General features: G+C 60.1%; 22 protein-coding genes. 5 read left to right on the top strand and 17 right to left on the bottom strand.

Annotated elements, in window-relative coordinates:
• The first annotated feature begins 14 nt into the window (after nt 1–14).
• On the top strand, nt 15–470 hold the full coding sequence (locus tag B4M48_RS09015; RefSeq protein ID WP_039384323.1) for an RpiB/LacA/LacB family sugar-phosphate isomerase: 456 nt from the start codon (nt 15–17) through the stop codon (nt 468–470).
• Between the two features lie 140 nt (nt 471–610).
• Entirely contained in the window at nt 611–2,077 is a 1,467-nt protein-coding gene (locus tag B4M48_RS09010; RefSeq protein WP_039384321.1) for a catalase, read from the top strand.
• A 64-nt stretch (nt 2,078–2,141) separates the two neighbouring features.
• On the opposite strand, the gene B4M48_RS09005 is transcribed toward B4M48_RS09010, so the two are convergent.
• On the bottom strand, nt 2,142–4,496 hold the full coding sequence (locus tag B4M48_RS09005; protein ID WP_071668808.1) for a membrane-bound PQQ-dependent dehydrogenase, glucose/quinate/shikimate family: 2,355 nt from the start codon (nt 4,494–4,496) through the stop codon (nt 2,142–2,144).
• A gap of 615 nt (nt 4,497–5,111) precedes the next feature.
• Here B4M48_RS09005 and B4M48_RS09000 point away from each other — a divergent pair.
• The gene (locus tag B4M48_RS09000; protein ID WP_039384317.1) at nt 5,112–6,080 is read left to right on the top strand and encodes a GT-D fold domain-containing glycosyltransferase; all 969 of its coding nucleotides are present in this window, start codon (nt 5,112–5,114) and stop codon (nt 6,078–6,080) included.
• A gap of 187 nt (nt 6,081–6,267) precedes the next feature.
• Nucleotides 6,268–7,596: an MFS transporter gene (locus tag B4M48_RS08995; protein WP_071668807.1), complete on the top strand. Its 1,329-nt coding sequence runs from the start codon at nt 6,268–6,270 to the stop codon at nt 7,594–7,596.
• A gap of 576 nt (nt 7,597–8,172) precedes the next feature.
• Here the strand turns inward: B4M48_RS08995 and B4M48_RS08990 are convergent.
• The 14 genes from B4M48_RS08990 to B4M48_RS08925 all read right to left on the bottom strand — a co-directional run bounded on the left by B4M48_RS08990 (nt 8,173) and on the right by B4M48_RS08925 (nt 21,528).
• On the bottom strand, nt 8,173–9,468 hold the full coding sequence (locus B4M48_RS08990; protein WP_071668806.1) for a PQQ-dependent sugar dehydrogenase: 1,296 nt from the start codon (nt 9,466–9,468) through the stop codon (nt 8,173–8,175).
• The gene (locus B4M48_RS08985; RefSeq protein ID WP_039384314.1) at nt 9,465–9,887 is read right to left on the bottom strand and encodes a DUF2231 domain-containing protein; all 423 of its coding nucleotides are present in this window, start codon (nt 9,885–9,887) and stop codon (nt 9,465–9,467) included. The genes B4M48_RS08990 and B4M48_RS08985 overlap by 4 nt, the downstream gene beginning before the upstream one ends.
• A 111-nt stretch (nt 9,888–9,998) precedes the next feature.
• Nucleotides 9,999–10,835, bottom strand: a complete 837-nt coding sequence (locus B4M48_RS08980) for an MBL fold metallo-hydrolase (protein ID WP_071668805.1) — start codon at nt 10,833–10,835, stop codon at nt 9,999–10,001.
• A gap of 256 nt (nt 10,836–11,091) precedes the next feature.
• Nucleotides 11,092–11,598 carry a protein disulfide oxidoreductase gene (locus B4M48_RS08975; RefSeq protein WP_071668804.1) on the bottom strand — a complete coding sequence of 169 codons (507 nt, stop codon included), beginning with the start codon at nt 11,596–11,598 and terminating at the stop codon, nt 11,092–11,094.
• Nucleotides 11,595–12,314, bottom strand: coding sequence for a DsbA family protein (locus tag B4M48_RS08970; protein WP_071668803.1), 720 nt, complete (start codon nt 12,312–12,314; stop codon nt 11,595–11,597). The genes B4M48_RS08975 and B4M48_RS08970 overlap by 4 nt, the downstream gene beginning before the upstream one ends.
• Complete coding sequence (locus B4M48_RS08965; protein WP_039384283.1) at nt 12,314–14,317, bottom strand: protein-disulfide reductase DsbD family protein; 2,004 nt, start codon at nt 14,315–14,317, stop codon at nt 12,314–12,316. Before B4M48_RS08965 ends, B4M48_RS08970 begins: the two co-directional genes overlap by 1 nt.
• A 49-nt stretch (nt 14,318–14,366) precedes the next feature.
• Nucleotides 14,367–14,726 (bottom strand): hypothetical protein, encoded by a 360-nt coding sequence (locus B4M48_RS08960; RefSeq protein WP_288656440.1) that lies wholly within the window; start codon nt 14,724–14,726, stop codon nt 14,367–14,369.
• Nucleotides 14,727–14,836: 110 nt separating this feature from the next.
• Nucleotides 14,837–17,152 carry a pyrroloquinoline quinone biosynthesis protein PqqF gene (gene pqqF / locus B4M48_RS08955; RefSeq protein ID WP_288656438.1) on the bottom strand — a complete coding sequence of 772 codons (2,316 nt, stop codon included), beginning with the start codon at nt 17,150–17,152 and terminating at the stop codon, nt 14,837–14,839.
• Nucleotides 17,152–18,291 (bottom strand): pyrroloquinoline quinone biosynthesis protein PqqE, encoded by a 1,140-nt coding sequence (gene pqqE, locus B4M48_RS08950; RefSeq protein ID WP_039384272.1) that lies wholly within the window; start codon nt 18,289–18,291, stop codon nt 17,152–17,154. Before pqqE ends, pqqF begins: the two co-directional genes overlap by 1 nt.
• Entirely contained in the window at nt 18,278–18,556 is a 279-nt protein-coding gene (gene pqqD, locus B4M48_RS08945; protein WP_039384271.1) for a pyrroloquinoline quinone biosynthesis peptide chaperone PqqD, read from the bottom strand. Before pqqD ends, pqqE begins: the two co-directional genes overlap by 14 nt.
• Before the next feature lie 4 nt (nt 18,557–18,560).
• On the bottom strand, nt 18,561–19,316 hold the full coding sequence (gene pqqC, locus B4M48_RS08940) for a pyrroloquinoline-quinone synthase PqqC (protein WP_039384270.1): 756 nt from the start codon (nt 19,314–19,316) through the stop codon (nt 18,561–18,563).
• Complete coding sequence (gene pqqB / locus B4M48_RS08935) at nt 19,310–20,236, bottom strand: pyrroloquinoline quinone biosynthesis protein PqqB (protein ID WP_039384267.1); 927 nt, start codon at nt 20,234–20,236, stop codon at nt 19,310–19,312. Before pqqB ends, pqqC begins: the two co-directional genes overlap by 7 nt.
• 55 nt (nt 20,237–20,291) lie before the next feature.
• Complete coding sequence (gene pqqA, locus B4M48_RS08930) at nt 20,292–20,363, bottom strand: pyrroloquinoline quinone precursor peptide PqqA (protein WP_010617686.1); 72 nt, start codon at nt 20,361–20,363, stop codon at nt 20,292–20,294.
• 139 nt (nt 20,364–20,502) lie between these two features.
• On the bottom strand, nt 20,503–21,528 hold the full coding sequence (locus tag B4M48_RS08925; RefSeq protein ID WP_039384263.1) for a dipeptidase: 1,026 nt from the start codon (nt 21,526–21,528) through the stop codon (nt 20,503–20,505).
• A 150-nt stretch (nt 21,529–21,678) separates the two neighbouring features.
• Here B4M48_RS08925 and leuA point away from each other — a divergent pair, with 150 nt between their 5' ends.
• Nucleotides 21,679–23,391, top strand: coding sequence for a 2-isopropylmalate synthase (gene leuA, locus B4M48_RS08920; RefSeq protein ID WP_288656435.1), 1,713 nt, complete (start codon nt 21,679–21,681; stop codon nt 23,389–23,391).
• Here leuA and B4M48_RS08915 read toward each other — a convergent pair.
• A complete protein-coding gene (locus tag B4M48_RS08915) occupies nt 23,312–24,094 on the bottom strand; it encodes an AraC family transcriptional regulator (RefSeq protein ID WP_039384257.1) in 783 nt (260 codons plus the stop codon). The genes leuA and B4M48_RS08915 overlap by 80 nt on opposite strands.
• Nucleotides 24,087–24,959, bottom strand: a complete 873-nt coding sequence (locus B4M48_RS08910) for an NAD(P)-dependent oxidoreductase (RefSeq protein ID WP_071668798.1) — start codon at nt 24,957–24,959, stop codon at nt 24,087–24,089. Before B4M48_RS08910 ends, B4M48_RS08915 begins: the two co-directional genes overlap by 8 nt.
• Between the last annotated feature and the right edge of the window lie 93 nt (nt 24,960–25,052).

The following is a 25,052-nucleotide window of genomic DNA, read 5'->3' as shown; positions in this document are numbered from 1 at the left end:
ACCGGAGAACCGCTATGAAAACGATTGCAATCGGTGCTGATGATGCGGCTGTCGATCTGAAAAATATCATTAAGACGCTGCTGGAAACGCAGGGTTATACCGTGACAGATTTTACCAACGATGCTGATAACGCCCGCCCTATGTACCCGGATGTTGCCTGGGCGCTGGCGACCGCGATTCAGCGGCAGGAGTTTGCGCGCGGCATCCTGCTCTGCGGCACCGGTATTGGCGTAGCCATCGTGGCCAATAAAGTGCCCGGCGTGCGGGCAGCGCAGTGTCACGACACTTTCTCTGCCGAGCGGGCGCGTAAAAGCAATAATGCCCAGATCATGACGCTGGGCGCGCGCGTGGTGGGTCCGGAGCTGGCAAAAAATATTGTGAATGCGTGGCTGGCGGCGGAGTTTGAGGGGGGCGGTTCTGCGGCAAAAGTAGAAAAGATAGATTTTTACGAGCACGCGGCGCAGCGCTGATCGCCCCTTCTGCCCGGCGCGCGGGGTGTTCCGGACAGGGTGAGTGGCGCTCGCTTCAGATTGCGTAACTAATCAGGCAAGCGCAGCGCATGCTGCTACGCTTAAAGGCTGAGATTACCCTTACAAAATCTGGAGATATTATGAGCAGTGATAATCGCAAACCGACCACCACGGATGCGGGCATTCCGGTAGCCAGCGATGAACACTCCCTGTCGGTCGGGCCTGATGGTCCGCTGGTGCTGCACGATCACTATCTGATTGAACAGATGGCCAACTTTAACCGCGAGCGTATTCCGGAGCGTCAGCCCCATGCAAAAGGCAGCGGCGCATTTGGCCATTTTGAAGTGACAGAAGATGTCAGCCGCTATACCAAAGCCGCCGTTTTCCAGCCCGGGACCCGCACTGATGTGGTGATGCGCTTCTCCACCGTAGCCGGTGAACGCGGCAGCCCGGATACCTGGCGCGATCCGCGCGGCTTCTCTATCAAGTTTTACACCACCGAAGGCAACTACGACATGGTGGGCAATAACACGCCGGTGTTTTTTATCCGCGACCCGATGAAGTTTCAGCACTTTATCCGCTCGCAGAAGCGCCGGGCGGATAACAACCTGCGCGATAACGATATGCAGTGGGATTTCTGGACCCTCTCACCCGAATCTGCGCACCAGGTGACCTGGCTGATGGGCGACCGCGGCATTCCGAAAAGCTGGCGCCACATGAACGGCTACTCCAGCCATACCTATATGTGGGTTAACGCCGCTGGTGAAAAGTTCTGGGTGAAATATCATTTTAAAACCGATCAGGGCATTGAGTTCCTGACGCAGGAGAATGCCGACACGCTGGCCGGTCAGGATGGCGACTACCATACGCGCGACCTGTTTAATTCTATCAAAGAAGGCAATTTTCCGAGCTGGACGCTCTATATGCAGATCATGCCGTTTGCAGAAGCGGACAGCTACCGCTACAACCCGTTTGATCTGACCAAAGTCTGGCCGCACGACGACTATCCGCTGATCAAAGTCGGTAAACTGACGCTGGATCGCAACCCCACCGATAACCATGCCCAGATTGAACAGGCGGCGTTTGAGCCGAATAACCTGGTTCCCGGTATCGGCCTGAGCCCGGACAAAATGCTGATGGGCCGTATTTTCGCCTATGCAGATGCGCACCGTGCACGTCTTGGCGTTAACTATAAGCAGATCCCGGTGAACGCGCCGCAGGCGCCGGTCAACAGCTACAGCAAAGATGGTGCGATGCGCATTAATCCGGTCTCCGATCCGGTCTATGCGCCTAACTCCAAAGGTGGTCCGGTGGCCGATGGCGAGCGCTACCCTACCGATTCCACCTGGCAGTCGCAGGGCGATATGGTGCGTTCACCTTATACGCTGCGCAAAGATGACGATGATTTCGGCCAGGCGAATCAGCTGGTGAATAAAGTGATGGATGATGCCGCACGCGATCGTCTGGTAAACAACGTTGCCGGTCACCTGCTTAACGGCGTGGAGGAGCCGGTGCTGTCGCGCGCTTTCACCTACTGGCGTAATATCGACAAAACTATTGGCGATCGTATTGCGCAGAAAGTGCAGAGTGAACGTGCGAAAGCGTAATCTCTGATGCAGCGTCCCGCCGGGCGGCGGGACGCTGGTTAACCCTGGTGTGATACGTCCTTCTTTACTTCAGACGAAACGCCACCACGCTGTCGCCCGCTTTGGTGCCGAGCGATCCGTGCCCCCCCGCCGCGATTACTACATACTGCTTGCCATCTTTACCCATATAGGTTGACGGCGTGGCCTGTGCGCCTGCGCTGAGTTCGGTCTGCCACAACAGCTCGCCGGTGGTGCTGTCATAGGCGCGGAAGAAGTTATCTGCCGTAGCACCGTGGAACACCAGATCGCCAGCGGTCAGCAGCGGCCCACCGTGTGCCACCATCCCCATCGGGAATCCCAGCGGGAAGCGGCCTGGCAGGAAAGTGGTTTTCAGGTTCTTCGTGGTGCCGATACGACGCAGCCACTCCGTTTTCCCGGTTTTCAGATCAACCCCCACCAGGCGGCCCCACGGCGGTGCAATGCAGGGAATACCCAGACCCGACGCGAGCTGCTGAATGTGGATCGCATAGTCGCCGTGAAAGTTTTCATTCCAGTAAGGCTGACCATCTTTGGTGAACAGGCGCTCGGTCGCCGTCTGCGGCGTGCGCTTGATCAGATTATATTTATACGCCAGGCGTACCGGCGCAGCGATCAGCATCTGGCGCTCCGGATCGACCGCGACGGATCCCCAGTTAAAGACGCCAATATTGCCCGGGAACACCAGCGTGCCCGCCTCGGTAGCTGGCGTCCACGGATTGCCATCATAACGCAGACGATGAAAATCGATCCGGCAGGCGATCTGGTCAAACGGCGTAATGCCCCACATCGATTTTTCCGTCAGCGCCTGCGGAATAAAGTTCAGGCTGGAGACCGGCTGCGTGGCGGCAAATTTTTCGCCGGGAACGCCGCCTTCAGTCGAGACTTTCACTTCGTTCACCGGATAAACCGGCTGGCCGGTCAGACGATTCAGCACAAACAGGTTGCCGGTTTTGGTCGGCAGGATCACTACCGGCTGCTTCTGGCCCTGATAATCGATATCCAGCAGTGAAGGCTGTGACGGGTTATCGCGATCCCACAAATCGTGGTGCGAGCTCTGATAGCGCCACTTAAACGCACCGGTCTGCAGATCCAGCGCCACCAGCGTGTCGCGGAACTTCTCGGTGTTACTGTCAGCGTCGCGTTCAATCCCCACTTCATCCGGTGATGCATTACCAAAGGGAACGTAGACCAGGCCATTTTTGACATCGGCGCTCAGCGTTGCCCAGGCAACCGGCGTATCCTGCGGATAGCGCTTATCTGCGGCAATCGGCGCGGTCACATCCGGCGTGGCCGGATCGAAATTCCACACCAGGCGGCCACTCTGCGCGTCATAGGCACGAATGACGCCGGAAGGATTGCCTTTCTCAAAGCCGTTATCCATGACCGATCCACCCACGATCACCAGATTACCGGCCACCAGCGGAGCAGACGTCTGCATCAGCGCGTGCGGGCGGATCTCACCCATGTTTGCGCGCAGATCCACCACGCCATCGCGGCCAAAATCAGGGCAGCGCTTGCCGCTGTCGGCATCCAGCGCAATCAGGCGCGCATCGGTGGTGGCGTTGAAGATACGCTTACGGCAAAGCGCAGGCGCACTGCTGCTGGTTTGTGCAACCGGTGCGGCGTAGTAGCTGACGCCGCGGCATGTCTGATGCTGCTGAAGATAAGAGCGGTTTTTCTCCGGCGTATATTTCCATTTCACCGCCCCGCTTTCCGGATTGAGCGCGTGGACTTCATTATGCGGCGTGCAGAGATAGAGCATATCGTTGGCTTTCAGCGGCGTCGCCTCAAACGTATACTCGGTGGCATCGCTCTCCTGACGCATATCACCGGTATGATACTCCCAGGCGACTTCAAGGTTACTGACGTTCGCTTTGCTGATCTGTTTCAGCGCTGAGAAGCGTTGCCCCGCTGGCGTACCGCCATAGGCAGCCCACTCATTTTCTGCGCCAGGCTCGTTTACCGGCTCGCGTGCATTGGTGATGGTACCGGCCTGCGGCAGCGGATCGTAAAAACAGAGACCGATGACGACCAGCACCATAATCGCCACGGTGCCGCCGAGCAGCGGATGAAAACGGCGTTCGCCGCGGGTAAGCGGCCTGACAACCCACGGCATCGCCAGCCACAGGCCGATCACGCCAAACAGGTCGCCGCGCGGGATCCACTGCCACTTATCAAATCCCGCTTCCCAGACGATCCACGCCAGCGTGATCCACATCAGTACCGCATAGAGCGTCAGCGCACTGCGCTGTTTGCGGAACAGTAAAACAGCCGTCAGCAGTAATCCTGCCCCCATCATCGCGTAGAACGCGCTGCCTCCATTGAGTAACAGCTGACCACCCATATAGAGCAGCGCTATCGCCAGTATCGCCATTACGATACTGGTGAGTTTTGTTATCATGCCAATCCCTCAGTTTTGTTCATTAATTTATGCCGTTACGACATCGCAGCAATTCCAACAAAATATTAACTTATGTAAGCACTGTGTAAAAACCCGTGAGTTTATGTGTTGTCAGATCCGCTAATGAATCAAGCGTTGCTTAAGGCTTGCCGTCAGCGGCAGGCTCACCATGTGACTGAAATCACGTTTAATTTTGATAGATTTAATTAATCATTGCCGCAGCGATTGCGCACCTTTTGCTAACTCACTGGCATAACAGATGGCGTGAGCGCGTGCACGATAACAGGCCCGGCATCATAAAAATGATTACCGTCAGGCTCGCTGAATGGCTTAAATGAGGGGCAATAGGGCCTGCAGCACGCTTTGATGAAATTGATTAACGGGTCCGCGCAGCCGGTATACGAATTATCCTGGCGTAAATTGCCTGCTGCCATTTAATTTGCCGCTACGCCTGACAATTCTTCCGATTGGTTTTACGTTGAGCTGGGGTTTAATCATTAAATAATGCAGCGTGATTTCAGTTTGGGAATTTCCTCAGCCTCTGTTTTTTCAGGAAGAGTGATATAAATCACCTGACTGCTCTATAGCAGATCCGCAGATAAAAAGAAGGTTATTATGATCAGCGCAGATTCCCTTTATCGTAAAATACGGTTTCCATTTAAATTTACACACGCAGCGTTAAAATTCCCGGTTGCCCAGGCACATGCGCGGCAATATCAGGTGATGTCACCTGAACAGACGATCGATTTGCTGCTCAGTAACGACAGGTTATCCGTATGCCGGTATGGGGATGGAGAACTGGAGATGACACTGTTTAAAAATATTGGCTTTCAGTCATTTGATGAGCGTCTTTCTATCAGACTGAAAGAGATCATGCGGCGCGGTACGCGTGACGATAACCCCTGCCTGCTCTGCATGCCGGATGCTTTTCGCTCCACCCGCAATATGCGTTTTGGCTCAGCCCTGTTCTGGTTTTTTCATAAAGCCTTTTTCTTTCGCCGCTATGAGCCTTTATTAAAAAAAACGTATCAGTATGGAAATACTTCGGTGACGCGTCCTTATCATGATTATATTGATAAACAGCAGGCGACCCGCGTATTTGCTAAATTCAAACAGCTTTTTTACGACAAAAAAATATTGATCGTTGAAGGCAGCGGCACCCGGCTGGGTATCGGCAACGATTTAATGGACGGCGCACGCGAAATAAAGCGTATTACCACGCTAAACCGTAATGCATTTTCAGTCTATAACCAGCTCTATACCAGTGTGCTGGCGCATGCCCGCGAGTATGACTTAGTGCTGATTTCGCTGGGTCCGACGGCGACCGTGCTGGCTTACGATCTCAGTCAGCAGGGGATCCGCTGTATTGATACCGGGCATATCGATATTGAATATGAGTGGATGCGCAGTGCGGCGCGTACCAAAACGGAAATTGCGGGCAAGAATGTCAATGAAGCGGGCGTGTTGCTGAGCGACGATCAGCACGACACGGATGAGCACTATCGTGGTCAGATTTTACTGCATGTCGGATTACCTCAGGAGCCGATGGTGAATGGCGTGATCCTGCAGCAGCCCGTGGTGTAATTCTGCACCCTCAATGCACGCTTAAGCATCCAGTCTGGTGCAGCGCAGCAACCTTTACGTTTCCCGAAGCATAAAGTGCTTGCTGTTCTGCCCGGTTTTATCCCTCTTCGCGCTGATATGACCCGGCTCAGAGATTCTGGCATTACCTTTGCTTACTCATTCCTGTGTTCTTCACAGGAGTTATGCCATGAAAGCCTCTGCTGTCCGCTACCGTATCTTTTCATTATTGTTCCTTATTGCGCTGATTAATTACGTTGACCGCGGTGCACTCTCCTTCGCTGCGCAGGCCATTTCGCAGCAGTTCCATTTCAGTAAGGTCGAGCTGGGCGCCGTGCTGGGGTACTTTGGTTTTGGCTATCTGTTTGGCTCGCTCTGCGGCGGTTTTCTCGCCGACCGGTTTGGCACGCGCAAAGTGTGGCTGATGGCCGGCGTGCTCTGGTCGCTGCTGGAGATCGCCACGGCCTGGGCAGGTGAAATTGGCGTGGCGCTGTTTGGCGGCTCCGCCATCATGGGGTTCGCCGCGCTGCGCGTACTGTTTGGCTTTGCCGAGGGTCCTGCCTACGCGCTGATGAACAAGACAATTGCGCACTGGGCGCCGGATAATGAACGCGGCATGGCGCTGGGTATCGGCCTGCTGAGTACGCAGGTAGGCTCGCTGCTGACCGCCCCCATCGCGGTTGGCCTGCTGCTGCTGACCAACGACTGGCGCATGATGTTTATCCTGCTTGGCGTCTTTTCGCTGCTGGCGATGCTGCTGTTTGCCCGCTACTTCGCCGATACGCCGCAGCGGCATCCGGCGGCGAACGACGCTGAGCGTGCGCTTATTGTACAGGGGCAGCGTGCTGAAGCGCATGATGAGCGCCCGTTACCCTGGTGGCGCTTTTTCACCAGCCGCACGCTGGTGTGTAATGCGCTGGGCTATTTCAGTTTTCTCTATATCACCTTTACGCTGGTCACCTGGCTGCCAAAATATCTGCAGGATAATTTTCATTATGACCTGCACTCGCTCTGGTATATCGCCATGATCCCGTGGAGCGGAGCCTGTCTGACGGTGCTGCTCGGCGGACGCCTCGCCGATCGTTTGCTGGCGCGAACCGGAAATCTGCGGCTGGCCCGCAATGGCTTTGCGGCGATTACGCTCTGCGCCACCGCCTGCTGCTTTATGGCCATCCCGTTTGCCGGTTCGGCGGCCGCGATCATCGCCCTGATGACGCTGGGAAACGCACTCAATGCGCTGGTCAATAATGTTTACTGGTCGGTGGTTATAGACGTTACGCCAAAGGCGTCGGTGGGTGCATTCAGCGGGATGACGCTGGCAATTGCTAACCTGGCCGCCATTATTTCACCCATGCTGTGCGGCTGGCTGGCGGAGTATTACGGCTATAACGCCATGTTTACCGTGACTGCCGTTATCGCCTTTGTCAGTATGCTGGCCATGACATTGCTGCAGCCAGAGAAACGCCTGCAGCCAGCCCCCGCCGTTTCGTCAGCACCGGCCGCCAACGTCATTTTGTAGGGGCGCCATTTATGGCGCCCTGGCGTCCACCTTCACGGGCCGCCTGAGCGGCCACGAAAAAAGGCGGAGGGGTGAGCTCCGCCTTGTTTCAAGTTCCGGTCAGTGCGCCTGACCGGTCAGTTGCAAAAGGGCAACGATGATTTGCAGGATGATCCGGACGATGTCCAGGAGTAATCGTACAAGTTCCATCACTTTCCTTCTCCTCTGGCAGGAGCGCGCGCCGTTCAGCGGCCGGGGCCCTGACCCTACCCGCCGGCCGCCTGAGCACATCTGTGAGGAGCGCTGAGCGGCACTCATTGCTAAAGCCACAGGCCAGCACCACCTGGAACCTGCCGGGATTTGACTATCCGCGCCCCTGAGAGTCATCAGAAAGCAACGATACTCCGCCCGCACTCAACACTGTATAACCATACAGTAATTTCCTGAAACTTGAAATATTTCCCGTCACATTTTATGATTCGCTGTGTGAGGAGTGCTGAGCACCCCGTTCGCCGCGCGGTTACCCGCCGCTTAAGCGAACCAAAAAAAAGGATTTGGCTAACCAGCCAAATCCTTTTTTATTTTTACCGGTAAAAATTACTGCGCCGCGCTGATGCGCCAGATCGCATCCCCCGCATCGTCCGCTATCAGTACCCCACCCTGATTATCCGTTGCCAGTCCCACTGGCAGACCACGCACGTTCTTCTCATCGTCCGTCAGGAATCCGGTGACTACCGGCTGTGGCTTACCGACCGGCATGCCGTTTTCAAATTTAACCCATACTACTTTGTAGCCATTAAGCGGCGTCCGGTTCCAGCTGCCGTGCTCGCTGATAAACGCGCCGCCGCGATACTGCGGCATATTGTCCGCGCCGTAGAACAGCAGTCCGAGCGGTGCAACGTGCGAGCTCAGGGCGTAGTCCGGCTTGATCGCTTTCGCCACCATGTCAGGCCGCTGCGGCCGGACCCGGTCATCCACGTGCTGGCCAAAATAGCTCCAGGGCCAGCCGTAGAAGCCGTTATCCTGCACGGAGGTCATATAGTCAGGAACCAGATCGGACCCGATTTCATCGCGCTCATTCGCGATCGCCCACAGCTTGCCGCTCTGCGGCTCCCACTGCAGTCCGGTAGGATTGCGGATGCCGCTGGCGTAAATGCGGCTCGCCCCGCTGGCGGCATCCACCTCCCAGACCGCTGCGCGCTGATACTCCGCACCCAGTCCGTTTTCGGTGATGTTGCTGTTAGACCCGACGCCAACATAGAGTTTACTGCCATCCTGGCTGGCGAGCAGCGCCTTGGTCCAGTGATGGTTAAGCTCGCCACCCGGCAGCGCCGTGACCTCTTCCGGCGCGGTGCGGATCTCCGTCTGCCCGGTCTGATAAGGGAACTTCACCAGGCTGTCGGCATTGGCAACGTAGAGCGTGTTGCCAATCAGCTGCATACCAAAGGGCGCATTCAGGTTTTCGATAAAGAGATGCTGCTCCCATTTACCGTTAACGTTACGCAGCAGTGAGATACGGTTGCCGCCCGGCGCACCTTTGCCTGAGGATTTCTGCACAATGCCCATAATAAGCTGCTTCGGCGCCGTGACCGGATTTTTTACCCCGTTGGCCTCGGCCACCAGCACATCTCCGTTTGGCAGTACGTAGAGCTGGCGCGGGTGCATCAGCTTCGCCGGGATCCGCTCTATCTTCAGTCCGTCCGCCACCTTTGGCGTTTCGCCGGTTTTCCACGGCGTCCCTTCCGGTACCTGCATAGGCGGCATGAAAAAGTTCTGCGCTTTAGGCAGCTCGGGATTGGGTCCGGTCTGTTTTTGCGGATCGAGAGAAGATCCGCTGTCGCAGGCGCTCAGTAGCGCAGCAAGACTGACAGCACTTAGAATGCGCAGTTTCATGGACGACCTCCCGGGATACGGCGCGCGCGCAGCGCCAGCTGTACGTTGGCGATCAGCAGCAGCGCCACCACGATGGTCGACAGCGTGACGCCCATGGGCACCACCGCATACGCATCACGGCTATGGATAAAGGCGTTAACTATGGCCACCAGCACCGCCAGCAGCGAAAGCCAGAAATGCGTTTTCTCACCGGCAGTGACGCCGCGAAACAGATGAATCAGGCTGATAATTCGCGGCAGAATAGCCAGCAGCAGACCAAATACAATCAGCCAGCTGGCGGCTTTGGTCCACATCACCACAAAGGTCTGCAGATAGAGGATGTCAAACAGCCAGGCGGCAAAAAAAAAGCCCAGCGGCAGTGGCTCCAGCAAGGCATACAGCGTAATGCCGAACGCCGACTTTCCCGAGGTATGAAACATGGCACGCTCCCTTTAGAGTTTTCAGACGGCGGCGAGCCGACAAGCTTCGCGACGCCGCCAGAGAAATATTAGTAAAGATAAAGGGTAATGCGCAGAAAACCGGCAAAAAAGCTAACAGTGTGGCCGGTAGTGTGCCAGTTCGCGCGCATCGTGGCTGCAAAACAGCGCAACACCGCTTTGGGGCTGCAGCGAGAGTTCGCGCAGCCGCTGCTGATTAATACGCCACGCTTCGCGATCGCTGCACATTAGCCGCTGATAGGCGCGCAGGCCCGGCGTACAGTGCCGCTGGGTGTGATGCATCTCTCCGCGATAAAACCAGGCGTCTCCCCCATGCAGCAGCCAGCCACCGCCGTGGCGGATCGCCACGCCTGCGTGTCCGGCGGTGTGTCCCGGCAGCGGCACCAGCAGGATCTCATCGCTGAGATCGTCAATCGCTCTCACCGCATCAAACCCGAACCAGCGTTCACCCTCGCTGGCGTAGCCGCGCCAGCCATCGTGCGCGGTCCACTGCTGTGGCCGGAAGCGCTGACGCGCCAGCCAGCTCTGCTCACGTCCGCTGCGTACCGTATCAAGCTCACGCTGCAGAAGATGGATCCGCGCCGCCGGAAAATCACTAATGCCGCCTGCGTGATCAAAATCGAGATGGGTCAGAATAATATGACGCACATCTTCCGCCTGAAAACCCAGCAGCTGAATTTGCGCCAGCGCGCTCATCTGCTCACTGTAACGAATATTATTCAGCAGACGAAAAAAACCAGAGAGCCGGCGTTCCGGATAGCGCATATCATTAATTCCCAGTCCGGTATCCACCAGAATCAGGCCGTGGCGATCGCTTTCAATTAACAGACAATGACACACCAGTTCAGCAAAGGGACCCCGGCTGAAGCCATCAAACAGCGCCCCGCCCAGCGGGCACATGCAACCACAGTTCAGATGATGAATACGCATACTCTCCCTCACTGCGGCGCCCGAAAATATCCCGCCGCGATAATCATAAATTAGTCTGTTATTCAGGTATGCATCAGTTGCGGCATTATTGCAAAAATTTAATTGCTGCCTTAAATAAATCCAGCCGCAAAAAAATAAAATAACCGCAGCGCCGGGATAATTGTCCGGATAATTATTACTTTCCTGTTTTAAAGATTATTAATCAGCGCAAATTGAACCAGCTATTATTAAAAAAGGCGCCCGCAGGCGCCCTCTGTTATCCGCTGAACTGTTCAGCCCACCATAAACGCAGCAGCAGTCCCCAGCGGCTGCTCCAGCCGCTGGTGGTACTGACAACCCGGCCCTGATAGAGCACGATAAACGTCGGCGTGGCGGCGATTTGCCAGCGCTGGCCCAGCTCGCCGCGCGCGTCGTTAACGGCTAACCCCTGCAGGCCTTTTTTTGCCAGCCACCGGGTCACCTGCGTATCAGAACCCGAGCGCAGCGCCACGCTGACTACCGGCACGCCCTGCTGGCTGAGCTTCGCCACAACCGGCGTGGTCAGTTTGCAGACGCCGCACCAGCTGGCCCAGACGTAAACCAGCACCGGTTTCGATGCGCTCAGCCCGGCCAGGCTCTGCTCACCCTGCAGCGTAGTAAGCGGCTGCTGGGCCAGATCGGCAGGCAGCTGCGGCGCGCGCAGCCAGTCGACCGCCAGCATAATCAGCACGCCTGCCAGCAGCAGCCAGAGCGCTTCACGCAGCCAGCGCTTCAGCCGGCTCACGGTGCCGCCTTCAGCGCATCTTTCACAGCCGCCTCCAGCTGGGCATAAGGCACCGCACCGCTGATCAGCTGATTACCCACCAGCGTGGCCGGGGTTCCCTGCACGCCCAGCTGCTGCGCCAGCGTCAGGTTGTGATTAATGGTATCCAGGCTCGCTTTGCTCGGTGTCGACAGGCTGATACCGGTTTTTTTCAGCGCGGCGCTGATGCTGGCCTCGTCGTGATTGCCTTTTTTCGCCATCAGCTTTTCATGCAGCTTCAGAAAGTTTTTTGGCTGCTGCTCCCAGACCGTCAGCGCCAGCCGCGCTGAACTCAGCGAGCTTTCGGCACGATAAGGCAGCGGCTTAATGACCACCGCAACCTGCGGATGCGCTTTCAGCAGCGTGGTGATATCACCCTCAAATTTTTTGCAAAATACGCAGTTGTAATCGGTGAAGTAGACCAGCGTCAGCGCCGGTTTTTCAGCGCCGATGCGGGGTGAACCGGCATCGCTGAACAGCATGTCACGATTTTTTTCAACCATTTGCGCCACCACGTTCTGCTGCTGTCGCGCGGCTTCTTTATCAAAGGCATCAGCGGCCTCAGCCAGTATGGCGGGATTCTGTACCAGCGTTTCGCGGATCAGCGCTTTGATGCGCGCCTCCTGCTCCGGCGTAAAAGGAGCGGCAGCCAGTACCGGTGCGCTCAGCAGCAGCATTGCAAACAGAGATTTTTTCATTATTTTTTCGCCTTACTCAGTGTGGAAAGCACCGCGTCGCGACTCAGCAGCGGTGACAAAATCTGACCCTGCGGCAGCGCCGGGCCATAAATCTGATTAAACGGAATCGCCGCCCGATCGCGCTGGCGCAGAAAGTCGCCAATGGCGGGGTCGGGCTGTGTCCAGTCGCCGCGCAGCAGCACGATATCGTCAGCGCTCAGCGCGGCGCGAACGTCAGGCTGATTCAGCACCCGGGACTTATTGACCTTGCAGGTAATGCACCAGTCAGCGGTGATATCGACAAACACACGCCGGTTCTGCTGCAGCGCCGCGGCGATAGCCTGCTCTGACAGCGGCTGCCAGCGCAGTTCACCGGCATCCTCTGCCGGACGCATCAGCAGGAACAGCGCGCCCGCTACCGTCAGCGCGATGGCGACGGCGCCCGCCTGCTGCAGCGCGCGGCGGCGCAGCAGCCAGATTAGCAGCAGCAACAGCAGCGCGGCGGCCAGCAGGCCTGCTGCACCACTGCCCCAGTGCGGGATCAGCAGCGTAACCAGCCAGAGCGTCGCCAGCAGCATCAGAGTGCCCAGCAGCGTACGCAGATGCACCATCCAGCGTCCCGGACGCGGCAGCCAGCGTGCGACGCCCGGCAGCGCGGCCACCAGCAGCCACGGTACGCTCATGCCGATACCCAGCGCCGCAAACAGCAGCCAGAGCTGGGGCAGTGGCGCGGTCAGCGCATAGGCTACCGCCGTGCCGAGAAATGGCGCGCTGCAGGGCGTTGCCAGCAGAGTGGCAAACGCACCCTGCGCAAAATGCCCCGCTAATCCGTTCCCCTGGTGCGTGGCCAGCCGGGTGTTGAAGGCGGAGGGCAGACGGAAATGCAGCAGATCAAACAGACTGGCGCTGAACAGAAACATGACGCCGGTCATCAGCAGCAGGAATCCGCTGCTCTGGAACTGTATGCCCCAGCCCAGCGCCTGACCGCTCAGGCGCAGCGCGCTCATCAGGAGTGCCAGCAGCAAAAAGGAGAAGAGGATCCCGGCGCTGGAGGCCAGAAACTGCAGGCGCGTCTGGCGGCGCGTCTGACCCTGCTGCTGCACCAGACCGCTGAGCTTGATCGCCATGACCGGCAGCACGCAGGGCATCAGATTCAGCACCAGGCCGCCGAGCAGCGCCAGCAGCAGCACCGACCAGAGCGTCGCGCGCGTCCCGCCGCTCAGCAGGGGCTCTGCCTCAATAGTCACCTGGCTCTGCTGCGCCAGCCCCTTATCACCGATCACCAGCGACAGCTGGCGGCCGCGCAGGTCGGGTGCCGCATCGCCCCATTCATCGGTCACGGCCACGCGCGCGCTGAGCGTGTTGCCCTGCACGCTGATCACCGGTGCTGCCAGCATGCTGCCCGCCGGATAGTCAAAGAAGAGTTCCGGCGTGCTCCAGCCCGCCTGACGTACCGCGCGGATCTGCAGCTCACCGTTAACAAAACTGGCATTGAGCTGGTCAGTCAGGCCGGAGTCAGGCGGAACCTCTCCCATCGCGCGGGCAAAGTCGCGGTCAAACGCCGCCGCGGGCGGCCGGGTCAGATCGAGGCTGAACGGAAAATCCGTCAGGATACAGACGTCGCTGCACGTAGAGAGCGTCAGCGTGCCGGTAAGCGTATCGCTGCCCGGCGGGCGCTGCAGCACGATCGGCAGCGTGACAGTGCCTTTATAGCCCTGCGTGGTCAGCCCGCTGACGTCAAAGCGCGCCGGTACAGGCCAGAACCACTGAGCGCTAATGCCGGGCGTCTGCCAGGCGATGACGGGTGCCACGCCGCCTTCTCCCGGCGTGCGCCAGTAGGTTTTCCAGCCGGGTTCCAGATGAATATCCAGCAGCAGCCGGGTGTCGCCCGCCTGCGGCGCGGCGCGCAGGCGCACCTCAGCGTGGCTGTTTTGCGCGTTGCGCAGCCAGCCGGTATCCGCAGCCTGCGCACTCAGCACGCAGCCTGCCAGCAGGAGCAGCAGGCTCCTGATTAAAACAGTCATGATAAATTCTCCGGTAAATAACAGGGGGTACGCGAAACAGCGTGCGGTGTTATTCCCGGAAGACGCAGAGCGTAAGATGTCGCCGTCGCAGCGGCGGACGGTGCGACTGATGACGCCAGAAGAAAGAGAGGCGTTGCGGAACGGCAAGCGCGGCGACCAGCGCCATGACAAGCATCAGCAGCGGCAGCGCCGCATCAAAGACCGGCGTGCTGGCGCTGAGGGATTTTGCGCTCAGCGCACAGTGCTTGTCACTGCTGGCGGAGGCATCCTGCGCGCCGGACTCACTCAACACGGCAGAGACGGTAACAGGCTGAACGGGCATACTGAAGCTGCGCTGTACCAGACAAAATGCCAGCACCAGACAGGCGAGTGCCAGGATCCACGTTGCGCGTTGGGGCGATATCATCATGCCGCAGCCTCAGAGAAAAGTGCGGGCATTTTATGTAACGCCGCCGCAAACGCCAAGTTTTGCCGTGTAAACTTTTGTCGGGACAGGCAGCGGCGCCGGTGTGTACCGGTTTAGTGCCGGTTGATCAGCAGCCGCCAGCGCCGCCGCTGACGCACCAGCCGCCGGAAAAGCTGCTGCATGCGCGGCAGCGTCAGGGCAGAGACCGCCTCAGGCGTCAGGATCGCGCCGCCCGCTTCGCGCCGCAGCAGATCCTGCGCCACCTGCCGGTTAGCGTACGGCTGGCAGCGTTCCCGCAGCGTCTGCTGCCATGCGTGCAGCATTTCGGCATCACACTCGCTCAGCGCCGTCTTCATATCCAGCAGAAAGCGCCGGCAGTGGGCCAGCAGGCGTACCCAGTCGATATCGGGCGACTGCAGCGCAAACAGCAGTCCATCCACATCGGCGCAGCGCTCATAGCGCGCCGTGACCACGTAGCCTATCTGCTGATCCACGCGCAGCCGCTGAAAAAAGCGCGGCGCCAGAAACAGCCCCAGCGCCTGCAGCGCCGCCAGGCTGATATCATCCGGCGTCGTCAGAGGAATAAACAGCAGCAGCGCCTGGTCGCGCCCCTGGCAGGCGACGGGCGTAATGCCGCGCCGCAGCGGTGGCGGCGCAGAGGGCGCTGTCTGTTGCCTGAGGCTCGCCAGGCTCTGCGCGACGCAGTGATTCAGCTGCCGATCGTGCCCGCACCACGCCGCCTGCCAGCAGCGGGCTGCCGCCGGATACAGCAGCTGAGACGGCAGCGTCTGCAGCAGCTGGCGGATAACAATGGTCGCGGGTTCAGGCGGGTCGCCGGCCTCATCCGCTGCGCTCAGCTGCGCCGTGATGGCCGGCAGCAGCTGCCAGGCCACGGCGGCGTCGGCCGGAATATCCAGCAGCAGCTGCCAGATCCCCTGCTGCTGCTGCCAGACGCCACGCCCACCCAGATGACGCAGCTCTGCCAGCAGCGGCCGCAGACGCCGCTGACAGGCTATTCCTGCGTGGTCAGCAAGCGGCTGATAGCATGCCGGTCGCAGCAGCAGCGTCTCAGCAGGCTCAACCGGCAGCGCCTGCGGTAACGCGGCTGCGCTGCCGCAAAAACCTGCCGCGGCAGCCTGCAGGGCGCGCGGCGGAAACTGCCAGCGCACCGCCGCCGGTAAGTCACCGCAAAGCACGCTGCTGCTGCAGCGCAGCGTAAATCCCTGCGTGATGCAGGTCAGAGCATCGCTCAGCGGCTGCCGGGTCAGCAGGCGCAGCCGGCCAGCCTGCGTCAGCTGGCGGATCGCCAGGACAAGGTCAGGAGGCAGATCGGCCGCAGGCGCTTCTGCTGCCGCCCGCAGCCGCAGCTGACGCAGCGGCGTCTCAGCGCGGAAGTCGCGCTGCGCCAGCTGCAGATAGTGCTGATGCTGGCGCTGCGTATTGTGCTGCACGGCCTGCAGATGCTGCCAGACGCGCTGCTCTATATGTCGGGCCTGCGCAGGTGAGATCTTTGCTGCACTGAAGCGCAGCGCGAGCAGCGCGTGCCGGGTATCCTGCCACAGCCAGCTGACCTGCAGCGTGTCACACGCGTCCTCACTGCGCAGCTGATGCAGCAGGCCGCCTTCAGCCTCATCGAGCCAGTAGCTGCGCAGCAGAGTGACACTGTCACTAAGTGTGCGATCGAAGGGGGTTAAAAGCGTCAGCCAGAATGCGTTCTCACCCGGCAGCTCAAGCTGCGCGAGCGCATGGCTGTCGGGCTGCCGGGGCACCACCGGCAGCGCCGGTACCTCGCCGCCCGGCAGGCGATCAAAAGCTGCGGCCAGCGTTGCCAGCTCATCCAGCGACTGCGGCCCGGAGAGCCAGAGCTCCAGACTATTTGCCGTAAAGCGGGTCTGATGGAAGTGGCGCAGCGCACGCTGCAGCTCCGTGACGTTGTCACCAAAAGCCGCCCTGCTGCCGGCGCGAAAGCGCCTGAAGCGCCCGCCCAGCGCGTGCAGCAGCGCCGCCTCGCTCAGCGTCTCGCTGTGGCTCTGCAGCAGCTGATACTCAGCATCGATAACGGCGCACTCCTGGCGGATGGCGTCAGGCGCGAGGTTCGGGGCGATCAGCATATCCGCCAGCCGCGTAACGCCGCCTTCCAGCGCGGCGGCCGGCAGCTGAAAAAACCACGCGCTGCGGCTGAGCTGGGTGGTGGCGTTGACCTCGCCGCCCTGTTGCTGCACCCACGGCATCAGGCGCTGGCTGCCACTGAAGCGCGCGCTGTCGCAGAACAGCAGATGTTCGAGCAGATGCGCCAGTCCGGGCCAGCGATCGGGCTCATGCAGGCTGCCGGCCCCGACCTGCACCAGCGCCGCGGCTTCGCGGGCGTCAGGCTGGTGATAAAGGTGGCAGCGCAGGCCGCTGGCCAGCGTCAGGGTGCGCTGCATCATCAGAGACGCTGTTTGACAATCAGCGCAGAGTTGGCCCGGTTGCGGAACTGCAGCTGGGCAATTTTAATATCGCTGCAGTTTGCCTCACGCCGCGCCTCGAGGATCTGCCCGTGATGCGGCGATTTGCTGCAGACCGGATCGGTATTATCAGCGTTACCGGTCAGCATATACGCCTGACAGCGGCAGCCGCCGAAATCTTTCTCTTTCTCATCGCAGGAGCGGCACGGCTCCGGCATCCAGTCAAAGCCGCGGTAGCGGTTAAAACCAAACGAGTCATACCAGATCGACTGCAGGCTCTGCGTCAGTACGGAGGGAAATTCAACCGGCAGCTGGCGCGCGCTGTGACAGGGTAACGCGGTGCCTTCCGGGGTTACGCTGAGGAAGATTGAACCCCACCCGCCCATGCACGGCTTGGGACGCTCTTCATAATAGTCCGGCGTCACAAACAGCAGATTGGTCAGGTTGCCGCTCTCGCTCATGCGCGCCCGGTAGCGCGCCACCGTCTCTTCCGCGCGGGCGATCTGCTCGCGCGTCGGCAGCAGCCCCTCGCGGTTCAGGTGCGCCCAGCCGTAAAACTGGCAAGTTGCCAGCTCAACGTCATCGGCATCCAGCTCGATACAGAGGTCGATGATTTTATCGATCTGATCGATGTTATGGCGATGCAGTACAAAGTTCAGCACCATCGGATAGCCATGCTTTTTCACTGCCCGCGCCATCTCCAGCTTCTGCTGAAACGCTTTTTGCGAGCCAGCCAGCGCGGCGTTCAGCGTTTCATCGCTGGCCTGAAAGCTGATCTGAATATGGTCCAGACCGGCGTCCGCAAAGGCGTCGAGCTTTTTCTCTGTCAGGCCAATGCCGGAGGTGATCAGGTTGGTGTAAAAGCCAAGGTCGCGCGCGGCGCGGATCAGCTCGGGCAGATCTTTGCGTACCAGCGGCTCGCCGCCGGAGAAGCCGAGCTGTACGCTACCCATGGCACGCGCCTGGCTGAACACCTCAATCCACTGTTCGGTGGTCAGCTCTTTCTCCTGCTGCGCAAAATCGAGCGGATTAGAGCAGTAAGGACACTGCAGCGGGCAGCGATAGGTCAGCTCCGCCAGCAGCCAGAGCGGCGCATTGACGGCAGGTTTATTCGGGTTCACGACACTGGATCCATTTCTGTTCAACGGCTGACTGCAGGAAATCTTTCACGTCGTCGCCGACGCCGCCAGCCTCGGGAAAACGGGCGTCAAGCGTGCTGACGATCGCGGCCACATCCTGCTTACCGGTCACCAGCTCCAGGATGGCCGCTGCCGTTTCATTCAGTTTCGCCATGCCTTCCGGATAGAGCACGACGTGGCTCTGCTGCGCGGCTTCCCACTGCAGACGATAACCGCGCCGGAAAGCGGGGATCAGGGTATCTTTCATGCGCTTACACCAGTCTTGTTGTGTGCCAGGCCGCCCGATCGGTGACCGTATGATAAGGCGGACGCTGCAGCACATAGGCCATAGTCATGGCGTCAAGCATCGTCCAGAGAATATCGAGTTTAAACTGCAGGATCTCCAGCATGCGGTTCTGCTGTTCCGCCGTGGTAAAGCGCTCCAGCGCCAGCGCCAGCCCGTGCTCAACGTCGCGGTTAGCCTGGCTCAGGCGGCTGCGGAAGTAGAAATACCCCTCCTCTTTGATCCACGGATAGTGCTGCGGCCAGCTGTCGAGGCGCGACTGATGGATCTGCGGCGCAAACAGCTCGGTCAGGGAACTGCACGCCGCTTCCTGCCAGTCAGCGCGCCGGGCAAAATTGAGATAGGCGTCAACGGCAAACCGTACGCCGGGCAGCACGTGCTGCTCCGACAGCAGCGCCTCACGCGTCAGGCCTACTGCCTCACCCAGCTGCAGCCAGGCTTCAATGCCGCCATCGCCATCGTGACTGCCGTCGTGATCGAGAATGCGCTGTACCCACTTACGCCGCGTGGCCGGATCGGGGCAGTTGGCCATGATCGCGGCATCTTTCAGCGGAATGGTGGTCTGGTAATAGAAACGGTTTGCGACCCAGCCCTGGATCTGCTCGCGCGTTGCCTCACCGTTATGCATCGCTTTATGGTAAGGGTGATGAATATGGTAGTAAGCGCCTTTGGCGCGCAGCGCCTGTTCAAACGCCTCGGGGGTCAGAGCGTCGGTGATCACGATGCGGACTCCTGCAGATGGATCGCCATCCCGTCCTGGCTCACTTCAATGCCCTGCTGCGTCAGAAACTGGCGCTGCGGCGAGTGTTCGTCGAGGATCGGATTGGTGTTGTTAATATGAATAAGAATTTTGCGCTTTGCCGGCAGCGCGGCCAGTAGCGCCATCAGGCCCTGCTCTTCAGCCAGTGCCAGATGGCCCATCGCACGCCCGGTATTTTTGCCGACGCCGGTGGTCAGCAGTTCATCATCCTGCCAGACGGTGCCGTCAATCAGCAGGCAGTCCGCTTTCTGCAGCCACGGCATGATCACCCCATCCGGTTCGCCCAGACCCGGCGCATAGAGCAGCGTCTGTCCGCTGGCGCGGTTTTCTATAAACAGCGCCACGTTGTGCCCCGGCAGCGGCCGGTCGCGGTACGGAGAGTAAGGGGGGGCGTTGCTGAGAATCGGGATCGCAGTAAACTGCAGATCGGGACAGACCGCCACGCTGAACGGCTCAAGCGGCGTCAGCGCATGATGCTTCAGGCCGCCGTTCCAGTGCTGCAACATGGTAAAGACAGGAAAACCGCTGGTAAGGTCGGCATGCACTTCAGGGGTGCACCATACCTGATGCGGACAGCCTTCGCGCAGGCTGAGCAGCCCGGTGGTGTGGTCAATCTGACTGTCGGTCAGAATAATACTGCCGATCGCGGTGCCGCGCAGCACCCCTTTTTTCACCAGCTCAGGCGTCTGCGCAATCTGCTGACTGATATCAGGCGAGGCGTTGCATAACACCCAATTTTCTCCGTCATCACTGACGATAATTGAGGACTGGGTGCGCGCCTGCGCCTGAATGGTGCCGTTACGCAGACCGCTGCAGTTGGCGCAGTTACAGTTCCACTGCGGAAAGCCACCGCCTGCCGCTGAACCGAGAACTTTAATAAACATGTGAAAGACCGAAGCAGAAAAAGAGAATGCCCGCACGAGCGGCGGGCAGAGAGTCTTAGCGGTTGGAGATGTACAGTGTCACTTCCAGGCCCAGACGCAGGTCAACAAACTCAGGTTTTTTCCACATAGTGTTCTTCCTCATCAATGAAAACGCAGAGCAGGCTCTGCCATAAATGCCGCTGGCGACTGCAGGCAGTACACCAGGCGCGGCGATGTTGCGCCAATGTCGCGCGGAGATCAACCCTGATTCATCAGGGAAACGCGGTTCAGGCCTGCCAGATCTGACGCAGCACGCGCTGCCAGTTGCCCCACGCGAGCTGTTCAGTCAATGCCTGATCATAGCCGAGACTTTGCAATAGCGCATAGAGCCGCGGTAAACCGGTAACATCTTTTAACGTCGCCGGTACGCTGATGCCGTCAAAATCCGATCCCAGCGCCACGTGATCGCGGCCCATAATAGCGATCAGATGCGCGGCGTGTTTAACAATTTCCGTCAGCGCGGTGCTGTCATCGCGTTTTCCGTCACTGCGCAGGAAGGCGTTGCCGAAATTTATCCCCACCACGCCGCCGCTGTCGCGAATGGCGCGCAGCTGATCGTCAGTCAGATTGCGCGGCTGTGCGCAGAGCGCGTGCGCGTTGGAGTGCGTGGCGACCAGCGGCAGCGTGCTGAGCCGCGCCGTCTGCCAGAAGGCTTTTTCATTCATATGCGAGAGATCGATAACCATACGCTGCTGACAGGCCAGCGTAATCAGCTGCTCCCCCTCCTCCGTCAGCCCGTCACCGCTGTCGGGCGATCCGGGAAACGCGCCGGTGACGCCGTGACCAAAGCGGTTAGGCAGATTCCAGAATGGCCCGATGCTGCGTACGCCAGCCTGATAAAACGCCTGCAGATCTGCGCCGGCACCGTCGAAACCGTCGGCGCCTTCGATATGCGCCACCAGCGCCAGTACGCCATCGCGCCGGCAGGCGGCAATCTCCTCCGCGTTCAGGCAGAGCCGGGCGCGTCCGCCTGATTCCGCCGCCAGCGTTTTCAGAATCGCGAGCTGCTGCCAGAGAATGGTGAGCGGCGGCAGCTGCTCCCCGGCGCGCTCAGGCGCCACCTCGCTGAGATAGCCAGCCGGGGGCACAAACAGCGCAAACAGCCCGCCGCCAAAGCCGCCCTGCTGCATGCGCGGAAAGTCGAGATGCCCGGTTTCTGTACCGGAGAAAAATGCGCGCGCCGGATCGTCGCGATGATGCAGCCAGAGCCGCAGTAACAGGTCGTTGTGACCGTCGAACGTAATAAATGACATAGCCTGCCTGAGCCGGAAACCGTGCCGCTATGCTACGCGCCCGCACCGCTTTCGCCAACCTGTCCGTTTTGCACGCGTGGTTGTCCGCTACGCGCAGGCGGGCAGCGATCCACCTGCGCCACACTACAGGCTCTGCTAAAGGAGACGACGATGCTGACTCACCCTGCTGATAAATATTACCCGACCCCTGTGCTGCCGCTGGCCGATCGCCAGTGGCCGTCGCGCCAGCTCACTCACGCGCCGCGCTGGCTCTCAACGGATCTGCGCGACGGCAACCAGGCGCTGGCGGTGCCGATGGACAGCGCCCGCAAGCTGGCGTTCTGGCAGCTGCTGCTGCGCTGCGGCTTCAGCGAAATTGAGGTGGCCTTTCCTGCCGCATCGCAGACCGACTATGCGTTTGTGCGGGAACTGATCGAGAAAGATCACATTCCGCCCCATGTCACCATTCAGGTGCTCACCCAGGCGCGCAGCGATCTGATCGATCGCACGTTCGACGCGCTGACGGGCGTCCAGCAGGCGATTGTTCATCTCTACAACGCCACCGCCCCGCTGTTTCGCGAGCGTGTGTTCTGCCAGAGCAAAGCGGAGATTGTCGCCCTGGCGTGCAGCGCCGCCCGCCAGATCCGCGACCGCTGTGCCGCGCAGCCTGATACGGCGTGGACGTTTCAGTATTCACCGGAAACGTTCTGCTTTACCGAGCCGGACTTTGCGCTGGAGATTTGTGAAGCGCTAGCGGCGATCTGGCAGCCTGGCCCGCAGCGACCGATGATTATCAACCTGCCCGCCACGGTGGAAGTGAACACCCCTAACGTCTACGCCGATCAGATTGAATACTTCTGCCGCCACTTTAGCCAGCGTGCGGCGGTGACCATCAGCGTACATCCGCACAACGATCGCGGTACCGGCACCGCCTGCGCCGAGCTGGCGCTACTGGCGGGGGCCGATCGCGTCGAGGGCTGCCTGTTTGGCAACGGCGAGCGCACCGGCAACGTTGATCTGGTGACGCTGGCGCTGAATCTCTACACCCAGGGCGTGGCGCCGGGGCTTGATTTCAGCGATATGCAGCAGGTGATTGAGACGGTGACGGCGTGTAATCAGCTGCCGCTGCATCCGCGCCACCCTTATGCCGGTGAGCTGGTCTTTACCGCCTTTTCCGGCTCCCATCAGGACGCCATCCGCAAAGGCTTTACCGAACGTGCAGCGCGGCAGGAAACCCGCTGGCAGATCCCCTACCTGCCGCTCGATCCGCGCGACATTGGCTGCAGCTATGAAGCGGTGATCCGGGTCAACAGCCAGTCGGGCAAAGGCGGCAGTGCCTGGCTGCTGGAACAGAACCACGGACTGCAGCTGCCGCGCGCGCTACAGCAGGATTTCAGCCAGCGGGTGCAGCAGCAGACTGACACGAACGGCGGCGAGATGACGCATCATGCCCTCTGGCAGCTGTTCTGCCACCACTACGGCCTGACGCAGCCGGCGCGCCAGCTTGACACGGCGGAGAGCCAGAGTGACGAACGGACAACGTGTATCCGCCTGCAGTTTACGACGGCATCGGGCGGGCGCATGCTGAATGGCAGCGGTAACGGCCTGCTTTCCGCCGCCGTCAGCGCGCTGCAGCAGCACTACGGGCGCGCAATCGCCATTGAGGATTACCATGAACATACGCTGGGTAAACGCAGCGACAGTCGCTCGGTTGCCTATATCTGCTGTACTGACGCAAACGGCAAACGCGCCTGGGGGGTGGGAATCGACAGTGACGTAACGCGCGCCTCGCTGCAGGCGCTGCTCAATGCGGCGAACGCCTTTCTGCCGGCGGAAAGTAGCCCGCCGGTGAAACGCCCAGCACGCGGCGAAACATCGCGCTGAACGCACCCGGACTCTCGTAGCCGAGATCCAGCGCCACCCGCAACACGCTCTCTCCCTGCGCCAGCCGCATCAGCGCCTGGCTCAGCCGGGCGCGCCGCAGCCAGTCGCCAAAGCGCAGTCCGGTTTCGCGGCTGAAATGGCGCGACAGCGTGCGCTCTGCCACGCAGAGTTCCGCCGCGGCCTGCGTCAGCGTCCACGGCTCTCCGGCGTTCTGCTGGATCCGGGTACAGAGCGCCAGCAGGCGCGGGCTTTGCGGCATCGGCAGGTCAAACGGCAGCACATTCATCACCCTGATCTCATCGAGGATCAGCTCATAAATGCGTTCGCTGCGGCTGCCGGGAGAGTAGCCCTCCGGCAGCGACAGCGCGCTCACGATCAGTTCACGCAGCAGCGCGGAGATCTGCACCACCTGACAGCTGGCCGGCAGATCAGCGCGCGCCAGCGGATCGATAAACAGCGTGCGGGCAGCGACCTGGCCGCCCGTCTGCAGCGCATGCCGCGTGCCGGCTGGCAGCCAGACCCCGCGGCTGGGCGGCACCATCCAGCTGCCGTGCGCCGTCTCCACCCGTATCACGCCGCTCAGAGTATGGATCAGCTGCGCACAGGTGTGATAGTGCCACGGCTCGCGGGCACCGTGCGCGTAATCGTGCGCAAAGGGTATCAGCGGGCGCCGGGAAAAATCGAAGCTTATCTGTTTACTCATCTCCGCGCTTCAGCCAGGCGTAGACGGAGGCCAGATCCTGTTCGCCGTAGCCCGCCTCCACCGCCTGCTGCCAGAGCTGCGCAATGTTCTCCAGCGCCGGCAGCCGGGTCTCTCCCGCCGCCTCCAGCGCCAGTTTCGCATCCTTCAGTGCCCAGGTAAGCTGCATCTGCGGGGTGTAGTCGTCGCTGGCAATCGCGCCGAGTTTGACCTTCGCGTAGGGGGCCGCCAGCGGACCGCCCTCCAGCACCTGCCACAGATCGTCAGTGCTGAAACCAAACTGCTCTGCCAGCCGCGTGCTCTCGGCCAGGCTCTGCATCAGGCCAATCAGCCAGCTGTTCACCACCAGCTTCATGCGCGAGCTGGCGCCCGCCTCGCCCAGCCACTGCGTGCCTTTGCCGATCGCGGCAAACACCTGTTCTGCATCCTCAGCCCGCGTGCGGTCACCGCTGGCCAGCACCAGAATCTGGGCGTTTTCCGCCGGCGCTTTGGTGCCGGAGACCGGCGCATCAATAACGTTGATATCGGGACGCGCCGCGGCGATCTGTGCGATCAGCGCGTCGGTTGCCGCGACGCCAATGGTGCCCATCTGTACCAGAGTGGCATTCTGCTTCAGCACCGGCGCGATGCGCGCCGCCACGTCGCGGGTGGTATCTCCATCGGCCAGCATCGTGATCACCACATCCGCCTGCGCAGCAGCAGCTTCCGCGCTGCCGCTCAGCTGCAGGCCTGCCGCCTCCAGATCTTCTCCTTTAGACCGGGTACGATTCCAGCCCTGCACGCGAAACCCTTTTTTCAGTAAGCTGGCGGCGAACGCATGGCCCATCGCTCCCAGACCCAGTACGGCTACAACCGGTTGCTGACGCATTTTCTCTCCTGATGATGTAAGCACTTCTCTTTACAGTGACAGAAAGCGTAGTACGCAGCCAGAGGTGCGTGGCGCGACGATAACGTTTTCATC

It is taken from the genome of Pantoea sp. UBA6567 (assembly GCF_002434165.1).
GTDB classification, from domain to species: Bacteria; Pseudomonadota; Gammaproteobacteria; order Enterobacterales; family Enterobacteriaceae; genus Pantoea; species Pantoea eucrina.
Note: the sequence above shows the minus strand (reverse complement) of the source record. Positions and strands in the feature narration are given on the sequence as shown.

Coding starts and splice junctions, on each gene's coding strand:
- B4M48_RS09015 (WP_039384323.1), top strand. CDS start 15: ATGAAAACGATTGCAATCGGTGCTGATGATGCGGCTGTCGATCTGAAA.
- B4M48_RS09010 (WP_039384321.1), top strand. CDS start 611: ATGAGCAGTGATAATCGCAAACCGACCACCACGGATGCGGGCATTCCG.
- B4M48_RS09005 (WP_071668808.1), bottom strand. CDS start 4,496: ATGATAACAAAACTCACCAGTATCGTAATGGCGATACTGGCGATAGCG.
- B4M48_RS09000 (WP_039384317.1), top strand. CDS start 5,112: ATGATCAGCGCAGATTCCCTTTATCGTAAAATACGGTTTCCATTTAAA.
- B4M48_RS08995 (WP_071668807.1), top strand. CDS start 6,268: ATGAAAGCCTCTGCTGTCCGCTACCGTATCTTTTCATTATTGTTCCTT.
- B4M48_RS08990 (WP_071668806.1), bottom strand. CDS start 9,468: ATGAAACTGCGCATTCTAAGTGCTGTCAGTCTTGCTGCGCTACTGAGC.
- B4M48_RS08985 (WP_039384314.1), bottom strand. CDS start 9,887: ATGTTTCATACCTCGGGAAAGTCGGCGTTCGGCATTACGCTGTATGCC.
- B4M48_RS08980 (WP_071668805.1), bottom strand. CDS start 10,835: ATGCGTATTCATCATCTGAACTGTGGTTGCATGTGCCCGCTGGGCGGG.
- B4M48_RS08970 (WP_071668803.1), bottom strand. CDS start 12,314: ATGAAAAAATCTCTGTTTGCAATGCTGCTGCTGAGCGCACCGGTACTG.
- B4M48_RS08965 (WP_039384283.1), bottom strand. CDS start 14,317: ATGACTGTTTTAATCAGGAGCCTGCTGCTCCTGCTGGCAGGCTGCGTG.
- B4M48_RS08960 (WP_288656440.1), bottom strand. CDS start 14,726: ATGATGATATCGCCCCAACGCGCAACGTGGATCCTGGCACTCGCCTGT.
- pqqF (WP_288656438.1), bottom strand. CDS start 17,152: ATGATGCAGCGCACCCTGACGCTGGCCAGCGGCCTGCGCTGCCACCTT.
- pqqD (WP_039384271.1), bottom strand. CDS start 18,556: ATGAAAGATACCCTGATCCCCGCTTTCCGGCGCGGTTATCGTCTGCAG.
- pqqB (WP_039384267.1), bottom strand. CDS start 20,236: ATGTTTATTAAAGTTCTCGGTTCAGCGGCAGGCGGTGGCTTTCCGCAG.
- B4M48_RS08925 (WP_039384263.1), bottom strand. CDS start 21,528: ATGTCATTTATTACGTTCGACGGTCACAACGACCTGTTACTGCGGCTC.
- leuA (WP_288656435.1), top strand. CDS start 21,679: ATGCTGACTCACCCTGCTGATAAATATTACCCGACCCCTGTGCTGCCG.
- B4M48_RS08915 (WP_039384257.1), bottom strand. CDS start 24,094: ATGAGTAAACAGATAAGCTTCGATTTTTCCCGGCGCCCGCTGATACCC.
- B4M48_RS08910 (WP_071668798.1), bottom strand. CDS start 24,959: ATGCGTCAGCAACCGGTTGTAGCCGTACTGGGTCTGGGAGCGATGGGC.